The organism is Sphingomonas bacterium (genome assembly GCF_903644135.1).
In the GTDB taxonomy this organism is placed as follows: domain Bacteria; phylum Pseudomonadota; class Alphaproteobacteria; order Sphingomonadales; family Sphingomonadaceae; genus Sphingomonas.
On the sequence record NZ_CAHJXA010000074.1, the window covers coordinates 1 to 10,034 of the forward strand.

The 10,034-nt window shown below is 63.9% G+C and carries 11 protein-coding genes; 6 read left to right on the forward strand and 5 right to left on the reverse strand.

Translation table 11 applies throughout. From position 1 onward, the window contains the following. The coding region (locus HUU96_RS05890; protein WP_438827060.1) for a hypothetical protein at nt 1-206 on the reverse strand (206 nt) is incomplete at its 3' end. A 73-nt stretch (nt 207-279) separates the two neighbouring features. Between HUU96_RS05890 and HUU96_RS05895 the strand changes: the two genes are divergently transcribed. Beyond that, nucleotides 280-594, forward strand: coding sequence for a hypothetical protein (locus HUU96_RS05895; RefSeq protein WP_174291917.1), 315 nt, complete (start codon nt 280-282; stop codon nt 592-594). Nucleotides 595-686: 92 nt separating this feature from the next. Next, complete coding sequence (locus HUU96_RS05900) at nt 687-1,640, forward strand: cation diffusion facilitator family transporter (protein ID WP_174291918.1); 954 nt, start codon at nt 687-689, stop codon at nt 1,638-1,640. 105 nt (nt 1,641-1,745) lie between these two features. On the opposite strand, the gene HUU96_RS05905 is transcribed toward HUU96_RS05900, so the two are convergent. Beyond that, on the reverse strand, nt 1,746-2,768 hold the full coding sequence (locus HUU96_RS05905) for a polyprenyl synthetase family protein (protein WP_174291919.1): 1,023 nt from the start codon (nt 2,766-2,768) through the stop codon (nt 1,746-1,748). A gap of 101 nt (nt 2,769-2,869) precedes the next feature. On the opposite strand from HUU96_RS05905, the gene HUU96_RS05910 reads away from it, so the two are divergent. Further along, nucleotides 2,870-3,160: a chorismate mutase gene (locus HUU96_RS05910; RefSeq protein ID WP_174291920.1), complete on the forward strand. Its 291-nt coding sequence runs from the start codon at nt 2,870-2,872 to the stop codon at nt 3,158-3,160. Between the two features lie 2 nt (nt 3,161-3,162). On the opposite strand, the gene HUU96_RS05915 is transcribed toward HUU96_RS05910, so the two are convergent. Then, nucleotides 3,163-4,464 carry a PQQ-dependent sugar dehydrogenase gene (locus HUU96_RS05915; protein ID WP_174291921.1) on the reverse strand — a complete coding sequence of 434 codons (1,302 nt, stop codon included), beginning with the start codon at nt 4,462-4,464 and terminating at the stop codon, nt 3,163-3,165. Next, nucleotides 4,464-4,907, reverse strand: a complete 444-nt coding sequence (locus HUU96_RS05920) for a DUF2231 domain-containing protein (RefSeq protein ID WP_174291922.1) — start codon at nt 4,905-4,907, stop codon at nt 4,464-4,466. Before HUU96_RS05920 ends, HUU96_RS05915 begins: the two co-directional genes overlap by 1 nt. 77 nt (nt 4,908-4,984) lie before the next feature. Between HUU96_RS05920 and HUU96_RS05925 the strand changes: the two genes are divergently transcribed. The 3 genes from HUU96_RS05925 to HUU96_RS05935 all read left to right on the forward strand — a co-directional run bounded on the left by HUU96_RS05925 (nt 4,985) and on the right by HUU96_RS05935 (nt 9,183). Next, nucleotides 4,985-7,033, forward strand: a complete 2,049-nt coding sequence (locus HUU96_RS05925) for an alpha/beta hydrolase family protein (protein WP_254605039.1) — start codon at nt 4,985-4,987, stop codon at nt 7,031-7,033. Between the two features lie 135 nt (nt 7,034-7,168). After that, a complete protein-coding gene (locus tag HUU96_RS05930; protein ID WP_174291923.1) occupies nt 7,169-8,791 on the forward strand; it encodes an NACHT domain-containing protein in 1,623 nt (540 codons plus the stop codon). Beyond that, entirely contained in the window at nt 8,791-9,183 is a 393-nt protein-coding gene (locus HUU96_RS05935; protein WP_174291924.1) for a hypothetical protein, read from the forward strand. The genes HUU96_RS05930 and HUU96_RS05935 overlap by 1 nt, the downstream gene beginning before the upstream one ends. Nucleotides 9,184-9,334: 151 nt before the next feature. Here HUU96_RS05935 and cas1 read toward each other — a convergent pair whose 3' ends face one another. Next, nucleotides 9,335-9,946 (reverse strand): CRISPR-associated endonuclease Cas1, encoded by a 612-nt coding sequence (gene cas1 / locus HUU96_RS05940; RefSeq protein WP_174291926.1) that lies wholly within the window; start codon nt 9,944-9,946, stop codon nt 9,335-9,337. Between the last annotated feature and the right edge of the window lie 88 nt (nt 9,947-10,034).

A 10,034-nucleotide genomic window follows, 5' to 3' on the forward strand; every position in this document is an offset into this window, starting at 1 on the left:
ATCCGCTCGGCGGCGGCGCGGGCGGCAAGCCGGCGCGGGCTGAGCAGCAACACCTCGCCGTTCGTCATCCAAGCCTCGCCGAGCAGCGCCGGCGCAACCGCCGTCGTCTTGCCAGCCCCCGGCGGCGCGACCAGCACCGCGTTGCTCCCCGCGCGCAACACGGCGAGCAGGTCGGGCAGCACGGCGGCGATCGGCAGCGTCATCACTCCCTCCTATCGCGGTTGCGGCCGGCTTGCTAAGCCGCTGCCGCGATCCGGTGTCGCACCACGGAGATATCCCATGAGCCTGCTCGACGGCCTGCTTGGCCAGATCAACCAGAACCCCACCGTCGCCGGTCTGGCGGCAAAGGTCGGGATGTCGCCCGACCAGGTCGAGGCGGCGATCACCGGCCTCGTCCAGGCGCATACCCAGCCGACCGACACGGTCGCGACCGCGTCCGACCAGACCGGCGTCCCCGAGGACAAGCTCCACGAGATCCTCGGCCATCTCGGCGGCGAGGGGGCGTTGGGGCAGCTGTCCGGGCTGGCTGGTGCTCAGGAGGGTGGCCTTGGAGGGCTTGGCGGCATGTTGTCGGGGCTGTTCGCGAAGAAGTGATGCCGACGATCGATCCAGCCGCGCTCTAGCTTCAGGTCCTAGTATCACACGCCGCGAGGGTGCTAGCGGCGTGCGCGAGGAAGGACCGGAACGTGGCGAGCGGGCATCATCATCAGCATGGCGGGCATCATGGCGACGCGGCCGGGTCTACCTTGGCCCATGCTCACGCCCATTTGCCCGCCAGCTTCGACCGCGCCTTTGCGATCGGCATCGCGCTCAACGTCCTGTACGTGCTGGGTGAGGGCGGGGCCGGGCTGACGACGGGATCGGTCGCGCTGCTGGCGGACGCGGGGCACAACCTGTCGGACGTGCTGACGCTGGCGGTCGCCTGGGGCGGCGCGGCGCTGGCGCGGACGGCTCCCAGCAAACGCTTCACCTACGGCCTGAAGCATTCGACGATCCTGGCGGCGCTGTTCAACGCGCTGGTGCTGCTGGTCGCGCTGGGCGCGATCGTGCTGGCGGCGGCGCAGCGGATCACCGCGCCGCCGGCGGTGCCGGGGCTGACCGTGTCGCTGGTCGCCGCCTTCGGCATCGGCGTCAATGGCGTCACCGCCTGGCTGTTCGCCAGCGGCCGCAAGGGCGACGTCAACGTCCGGGCGGCGTTCCTGCACATGGCGGGTGACGCGGTGGTGTCGGCGGCGGTGGTGCTGGCCGGCATCGTCATCTGGGCGACGGGGCTGGCGTGGATCGACCCGGTGGTCAGCCTCGCCATCGCCGCGGTGATCTTCGCGCAGACCTGGGGCCTGTTGCGCGAGACGGTGGAGATGGCGCTGGCGGCGGTGCCGCGCGGCATCGACTATGACGCGGTCGAGGCGGCGCTGCTGGCGCTGCCAGGGGTCGCGCGCATTCACGACCTCCATATCTGGCCGATGTCGACCACCGAGCCGGTGCTGACCGCGCATCTGGTGATCTCTGCCGGAGCGGCCGGCGATCCGTTCCTGGCGGACGCTCGCGCGATGCTGCACGATCGGTTCGGGATCGGCGTGGCGACGTTGCAGGTGGAGACGGGGCGGATCAATCACGAGTGTGGTGGCGATCACGGCTAAGCCGTGATCGTGACGTCGGACGGTTTGGCTGCGCCGCCCGCTGGCCGAGCCGGGCTTGCTTGCTTCGCTCGCAGCCTGACGGTCGTGGCCGTCAGTAAGCCCGGCTCAATACGCCCGGCTGACCGCAAACTCCACCGCCTCGACCATCGCTTCCTTCGCCTTGGACGCACCGAACGGCCCCAGCGCGTCGATCGCGCGCTGGCCATAGTGGCGGGCGCGGGCCAGGGTGTCGTCGATGGCGCGGGTCTGGCGGATCAGCGTCGCGGCGTGCGCGAAGTCTGCGTCGCTTGCGCGCCGGCCCTCGACCGCGTCCTTCCAGAAGCGCCGGTCCTCCGCCGAGCCGCGCGCGTGCGCCAGGATCACCGGCAGCGTCATCTTGCCCTCGCGGAAATCGTCGCCCGCGTCCTTGCCCATCGTGCCGGCGTCGGAGACATAGTCGATCGCGTCGTCGACCAGCTGGAAGGCGATGCCGAGGTTGCGGCCATAGGCGTCGAGCGCCACCTCCTCGCGCTCGGGCCGCTCGGCGACGACCGCGGCGATGCGGCAGGCGGCGGCGAACAAGGCGGCGGTCTTGGCGTCGATGATCGCCAGGTAGCGCTCCTCGGGCAGGTCGATGCGCCGCGCCGCGGTCAGCTGGTTGACCTCGCCCTCGGCGATGATCGCGCTCGCCCCCGACAGAATCTTGAGCACCTTGAGGCTGCCGTCCTCGACCATCAGCTCGAAGCTGCGGCTGAACAGGAAGTCGCCGACCAGCACGCTCGCCGCATTGCCCCAGATCAGGTTGGCAGTACGCCGCCCGCGCCGCAGGTCGGAGCCATCGACGACATCGTCGTGGAGCAGGGTCGCGGTGTGAATGAATTCGACCGCGGCGGCGAGGCGGTGATGGCGCGTGCCGGTATAGCCGATCGCCCGCGCGCTCGCGAGGGTCAGCATCGGCCGCATCCGCTTGCCCCCGCCCGCGATCAGGTGGCCGGCGAGTTCGGGGATCAGCGGGATGTCCGACTGCATTCGGCCCAGGATCACCGCGTTGACCGCGTTCATGTCCCCCGCCACCAGCGTCACCATGGGATCGAGCGAAGGCTGAGCAGCGGCGGGACGATCGGGCAGGCGGTGGACGGTGGCGGTCATGCTGCAGTGCAGATGGCTTCGCGAGCCGGCCATGGCAACCCCAGGCCGGGTCTTGCCGCGACCGGTGCCAGCCCGCATGGGACAGGTTGAGGAGAGGGCCGATGAGCGATGCGGACGAGACCGGGGTGCTGCAGGGTTATCGCAAGAGCATCGACAATATCGACGCAGCGCTAATCCACCTGCTTGCCGAGCGGTTCAAGGTGACGCAGGCGGTCGGCCGGCACAAAGCGATCGCAGGCCTGCCCCCCGCCGATCCGGGCCGCGAGGAGCGCCAGATCGAACGACTGCGCCGCCTTGCGACCGAGGCCGAGCTCGACCCGGAATTCAGCGAGAAGTTCCTGCGCTTCATCATCGACGAGGTGATCCGCCACCATGAGCGGCTGCGGGGCTGACGTTACTTCGCCGTTACCCGCCACACCGTGTTGCCCAGGTCGTCGGCAATCAGCAGCGCGCCGTCACGCGCGATCGCCACGCCGACCGGGCGGCCATGCGCCTTGCCGTCGCTGCCGATGAAGCCGGTCACCACGTCCTGCGGCTTGGCGGTCGGCCGGCCGCCTGCAAACGGCACCCAGACCACCTTGTAGCCGTTGAACGGGTTGCGGTCCCAGCTGCCATGCTCGCCGACGAACACGCCGCCGCCCGCGAAGCGCGTGCCGAGCGCACCGCTCGTGTAGAAGGCGAGGCTCAGCGCCGCGACATGCGAGCTGAGCGCGACGTCGGGCGGGATCGCCTTCGCCACCAGGTCGGGCCGCTGCGGCTGAACGCGCGGGTCGAGATGCTGGCCGTAATAGCTGTAGGGCCAGCCATAGAAGGCACCATCCTTGACGCTGGTGAGGTAGTCGGGAACGAGGTCGGGCCCCAGTTCGTCGCGCTCGTTGGCGACCGCCCAGAGCTGGTGCGACACCGGCTCAAAGGCGACGCCGGTCGGGTTGCGGATGCCGGTCGCGTACAGCCGGTGCGCGCCTGACGCGCGGTCGATCTCCCAGACGGCGGCGCGTTCCTTCTCGGCTTCCATGCCGTTCTCGGTGATGTTGCTGTTGGAGCCGACGCCGACATATAGTTTGCTGCCGTCGGGGCTGGCGGTCAGGCTCTTGGTCCAGTGATGGTCGATCGGACCGCCGGGCAGGTCGGTCAGCTTGACCCCCGGCGCGGTGATCTGCGTCTGCCCGGTCTGGTAGGGGAAGCGGAGCAGCGCGTCGGTGTTGGCGACGTAGAGGTCGCTACCGACCAGCACGACCCCGAACGGCGAGTGGAGATGGTCTAGCAGCACCGTGCGCAGATCGGGAACGCCGTCGCCGTTCGTGTCGCGGAGCAGGGTGATGCGCTGCGCGCCCTTCGCGCCGGCCCCGGCATGGCCCTGGACCAGCCCCATGATGATTTCCTTGGGGCGGTGGATCGGCTCGCCCGGGCCGCTCGACTCGACCGTCAGCACGTCGCCATTGGGCAGCACGTAGAGCTGGCGCGGGTGGACGAGGCCGGTGGCGAGCGCGGTGATCTTCAGGCCGGCGGGGACGGTCGGCGTCTCGCCCTTCTGCCAGGTCGACACCGCGGCGATGTGCATCGGCGGCAACAGATATTGCTGGATCGCCGGCAGCACCGGGCTCGACCCCAGCTGCGTCGAGCGGTCGAAGTCGGTCTTGCCCGAACAGGCGGTCAGCACAAGGCCGGCGGCGGCGGCGAGCAGGAGCGCGCGCATCAGGCGACTCCCAGCCGGTGACGATAGATGAGCGATCGCCCGGCCCATCCCGTCAGCGCCATCAGCAGCACGGTGACGATCGACAGGACCAGCCCGGTCGGCACCACCGACGTCCAGCCGTCGCGGCTGTGAACAAAGGCATTGACCAGCGCGACCACCATCGCCGTGACGAGGCCTATGCCGTGCAGCACCGTCGCAGGGATCGTCCGGAGCCGCGCGTCGCCGAAGAAGTCTATCAGCGCCGCCAGCACCGTCAGCCCGCCCATCACCAATCCGGCGGTCAGCAGCCAGACCGAGAAGTTCGCCCACTGCATGTCGGCGGTGTCGGCATAGGCGATGTCGTTCACCAGCGCCCCGGTGAAGCACACGGCGGGGAACGCCTCCAGCAGCGGCCGCAGCGGCTGTCCGGCAAGGCTGGCGGTGGCGCGGGGATGGTCTGGCATGGCGTTTCCTGTCGAGCGGCACCGCTCGCACGTTGATCATACGCGCGCATGGGAGATGCGGTTCCTCCGATATGCCGGTGCGCCGCCGGTTGCAGCTTGCCGCGACGCTGCTACCATCGGCGCTCCCCCGTTCGGAGACCTGCATGTCCGCCTTTGCGCTTGCCCTCGCCCTTGCCGTCCAGTCGACCACACCCGCGCCTGTGCTGGTCAAGCTGCCGTCGCAGGGTTCCGCAGCGGCGGCCGCCCCGCCTCGCTCGCGCGTGCATGGCTATGGCCGGCTGCTGATCAGCCCGCGCGGCGACCAGATCGCCGCGATCGAGGGAGCCGGCGGCAGGGCGGCGGGACCCATCGTCATCCGCTCGGTCGCCGACGGGCATGTTCTTCGCACGATCACGCCGGCCGCGGCCGGCAGCGCCGCGACCGGGCTCACTTATTCACCCAGCGGCCAGCTCGCCTGGCTGTCGCCCGATACCAGCGACGCCAAGGGCCCGACCGCGATCGTCGTCGAGGACGGCGGCAAGCAGCGGGTGATCGCGCGGGTCAAGGGGCTGGTTCAGTCGCTGCGCTTCTCGCCGGGCGGCGACCGGATCGCGGCGCTGGTGGTGCTCAACCCGACCAAGGAGACCGGCGCCACCCAGGCCGGCGCGCGCCAGATCGGCGAGATCGGCGAGACCAGCGACGAACAGCGGCTGGCGATCTTCGCGGTCAAGGGCGAAGCGGTGACGCCCGACCAGGTCAAGCCGGTCTCGCCCTCCGATCGCTACATCTACGAATATGACTGGACGCCCGACGGGGCCGGCTTCGTCGTCACCAGCGCGCTCGGCAATGGCGACAACAACTGGTGGGTGGCGACGCTTGACTATGTCGATCCGGCGACCGGCGGCGTGCGCAACATCGCCAAGCCCGCCACCCAGCTCAACTTCCCGCGGGTGTCCCCGGACGGCAAGTCGGTCGCCTATATCGGTGGCCTGATGAGCGACTTCGGCTCGATCGGCGGCGACGTGTGGACGGTGCCGCTGGCCGGCGGCACGCCGACCGACGTCACCCGGAACGCGCCGATGACCTTCCAGTCGCTCGCCTGGACCAGGGGCGGCCTGCGCGCGGTGGCGCTTCACAACGACAAGGCGGAGATCGTCGCAATCACGCCAGATGTCAGGGGGGGCAAGCCGCTCGTTACCGGCTACAGCCAGCCGGTCAGCGTCTCGGCCGGCGACGGCCGCGCGTCCTTCTCGGCGGACGGTGCCAAGGTCGCGATGGCGGTGGAGGACTTCACCCACGCGCCGGCCATCTATGCGGGCACCGCGCTGGCACCGGTGCAGATCACCCACGACAACGACGCCATACCCGCCGCGGTGGCGGCGCGCAGCGTGACGTGGAAGAGCGACGGCTACAACGTCCAGGGCTGGCTGTTGTCGCCGCTCGGGGCCGACCCGGCGAAGAAGGCACCGATGATCGTCCAGGTCCATGGCGGCCCGTCGGCGGCGACCTCGCCGCGCTTCATACAGCCGGGGCCCGCGACCGAGTATCTCGACGCCGGCTATTACCTGTTCTCGCCCAACCCACGCGGCAGCTACGGCCAGGGGGAGGCGTTCACCGCCGCCAACAAGCGCGACTTCGGCGGCGGCGACCTGCGCGACATCCTCGCGGGCGTCGATGCGGTCGAGAAGATCGCGCCCGTCGACAACAACCGGCTGGGCATGACCGGATGCTCCTATGGCGGCTTCATGGCGATGTGGGCCAACACCCAGACCAACCGCTTCAAGGCGATCGTCGCCGGGGCGGGGCTGTCGAACATGGTCAGTTACTACGGCACCAACGGCATCGACCAGTGGCTGATCCCCTTCTACGGCAAGACCACCTACGACGATTACAAGATCTACGAGGATGCCTCGGCGGTCTATCACGTCAAGTCGGCAAAGACCCCGACCTTCATCTATGTCGGCGAGCGCGACATCGAGGTACCGCCGACCCAGTCGATCGAATGGTGGCACGCGCTGAAGGCCGAAGGCGTCGACACCAGCCTGGTGATCTATCCCGACGCCGGCCATTGTGTGCCGCGGCCGGACCAGAACGCCGATGTGCGCAAGCGCGCGCTGGCGTGGTTCGGGAAATATCTGGGGAAGTGAGCCTTTTCGTCACCCCGGGCTTGACCCGGGGGGTATAGTGATAGCGGGTGGAAATTGCAATTGTGACCACAGCTGCTGATTGAGACGGACTTTAGCACTAGTCGCTCGCAATGCTCATGGCGCTCCGCTCGATCCGTGGCGATCCACGGCCGCGATCCGTACTGCCACACCGACACTGCCAAATCAGGGGCGGTAGACCGGACCCGATTTTTGGGTGGGCACCTTTTGCTTGATGGATTGACAATTTACCGCAAATTAGACCGGCATGGGGAGAGAACAATGCCGGTCACAGAAGCCGCTATTTTAGCCGTCGCTGCGGATGCCGTTACGAAGGCAGGGGCCACGGCGGCCACTTCCGCGCTATTCAAGTCCGCGAACGAGCGGGCTGAGCGCGTCCTGCGAGGACCGGCCAAGGGCCTAGTGATCAGGGCCTTAGCATCCCTGCAAAGCTATGCTCCTTTTCTTCAAGAGACACACGACCGGGTATCGACGTTTAAGACATTCGCTGATCCTACAAAACCGGTCTCGCTATTAGACCACTTTGTAGAGACTAGGTTTCAAGTCAGCCGTGACAAGCCAACTGTAAACCAGACAGCTATCATTCAGCGCTTAACAAGACCGTCGCGGTTCGTGGTGTCCGCCACGGCTGGATTTGGTAAAAGTATGGTGATGCGATACTTTGCCCTAGCGCTGTTTGAGAATCCAATGGGCAAGATTCCTATTTTTTTGGAACTTCGTAACTTAAACAGAGTGAGCGCTCCTTCAATCATAAGCTTTCTACACTCGTCCTACAAGAGGATAAGCGACGTACAGGTGGAGTCATTTAAGCAAGGTCTATCTGGTGGGGCGTTTGTTCTAATTTTAGACGGCTTCGACGAACTCAACCATGACTTGAGAGCTGTCATAGAAAGTGAGGTTTTGCAGATTGCCAGAGATTACCCGCTGTGTTCGATTATAATATCAGGTAGGCCTGATGATCGATTTAAGTCTTGGAGAAACTTCTCGATTATCAAGGTTGCGCCGATGGCAAAAGACCAAGTTGTAGACCTTATAAATAAGCTAGAGTACGAGAGAGGCGTTAGAAAGCGGTTCATTCAAAAAGTCAACAATGGTCTTTATGACAGCCACAAGAGCTTCATGTCTACGCCTCTTCTGGCAATACTAATGCTTCTCACATTTGAGCAAAACGCTAATATTCCTGACAAGATGCACCTATTTTACGGAGAGGCCTTCAAGACCCTTTTCCACAAACATGATGCTCTAAAAGAGCAGTACGACCGTTCTCGAAAGTCCGGTCTAATGGTAGACGAGTTTGAGAAGGTATTTTCGGTTTTCTGCTTAAAGACTTATGTGCAAGAGAAGACCGAGTTCTCTTTTGGTGAGATAATGTCTTCGGTTAAAGATGCCATTCGGTATGAACACCAAGACGTCAAGCCTGCCGACTTCCTTTTTGATGTGGAAGAAGCTGTCTGCCTCGTGATGAAGGAAGGTGCGTCATACTTCTTTGTGCATCGTTCATTCCAAGAGTACTTTACAGCGCTGTTCCTAGCGAATTGCGCTGGCAATATAAGAGACAATTTTATAGCGAAAATATCGAGTAGATATTGGGATAATGTCTTACCGATGCTTTTTGACATGGCGGCTTCTCAAATAGAGCCGACTTGGGTTGCCAATAATACTCAAGAATACTTAAATGATGTCGGCTTTGAAGAAAACCAAATCAACCTGTATTCGCTAGATTCAGTAGGATCTCGCTAATGAAGTCAGGTGATCAAGTTGACTGGGAAGGAATAACGCCTGGTGATTACCAGAGATACATTCAAACAATGATGCGCTTTTACCCCCAAATCCAGTTTGCTTCGCAGTTCTCTTTTCAGGAAATTGAGAAATGGGCAAAGGAGAATTGGAGTTCTTTGTACGATACTCACAAGGGAACGAGACAAATCAGCGGAATAGAAGTAGTGGACATCCCGCTGTCACAAATACCTGATAACGCGCTCGAAAAGAGCTTTCTTACAAAGTTAGCCAATCATGAGTTTGAACAAATCCTCAAAGTAGAACAGGGTTTAGATAGGGAACAGAAGGCTAAGAACGAAATTCTTGACAGCCTGTTTTCCGAAGGTATTGATCAGATGGACTCCAGGAGTTGACGTTGCGATCAAACGCTTAGCTGAGGCTCGCGGTACAATTGGTCGGCTTTAGCCTGGAATTCCATCCAACCCCGGGGCAAGCCTTCGGAATCCATTGGAAACACATTCGTCCCAAGCCGCCGCGCGGAGGCCGCGAGTCTTGTAACCGCTTCTAGCATATAGGCAGCAACGTCTGCCTTCGGCGGACCGGCTTTCTACCAGGCAAACTGGTTGTCGTAATGTCTGTTCCACTACTCGAAACCAGCTTCGCCACGGCACGGGCAAGCTGAGGCGAAAGCCGGCAAACCCCATCCCGCCGAATGACGAAATCAGCCGACGCGAACCGCTGTTCCCGAATGAGTTTCAGGATGACGCCGTCCACAACCGGCCGATGCGGCTCGATCATGTCGAGCGCCCAACCGGGGCTGCCTTTCCGGCCATTGTGCATGATCCCGAGCATAGGGTCATAGCCGTTTGCCACGGCGTCGATTTGAACGTGCGCCAGCTTCACGGCGTAGGCATAATTCAACAAGGCATTGACGGGGTGGGAGGCGTTGCGGTTCTCCGGCTTGACCCCGGTGGCGAGGGAACTTCGCCCGCCATAGGATTGCCACCGTTCGGGCACCGGCTTGCGAGCTGTACCGGTCCAGGCGATCGGCAGTCCATTCCACGCGGCAAAGTACGCCGAGGCGCATTCACCTTCGATTGCATACAGGTCGTTGATATCGCGAAATGCGGCCGAACGTAGCTGCTCAATTCCAGCATTGGCTTTCGCCAGCGCAATATCGCGGAGCCGACCCCCTTGGCGGGGTGATCGGCGTCCAACAGGGACCCCTCATTTCGATGGTTTAGCCAGCGGCCTGGGTATTTTC

Coding starts and splice junctions, on each gene's coding strand:
- HUU96_RS05915 (WP_174291921.1), bottom strand. CDS start 4,464: ATGCGCGCGCTCCTGCTCGCCGCCGCCGCCGGCCTTGTGCTGACCGCC.
- HUU96_RS05920 (WP_174291922.1), bottom strand. CDS start 4,907: ATGCCAGACCATCCCCGCGCCACCGCCAGCCTTGCCGGACAGCCGCTG.
- HUU96_RS05935 (WP_174291924.1), top strand. CDS start 8,791: ATGAAGTCAGGTGATCAAGTTGACTGGGAAGGAATAACGCCTGGTGAT.
- HUU96_RS05895 (WP_174291917.1), top strand. CDS start 280: ATGAGCCTGCTCGACGGCCTGCTTGGCCAGATCAACCAGAACCCCACC.
- HUU96_RS05905 (WP_174291919.1), bottom strand. CDS start 2,768: ATGACCGCCACCGTCCACCGCCTGCCCGATCGTCCCGCCGCTGCTCAG.
- HUU96_RS05910 (WP_174291920.1), top strand. CDS start 2,870: ATGAGCGATGCGGACGAGACCGGGGTGCTGCAGGGTTATCGCAAGAGC.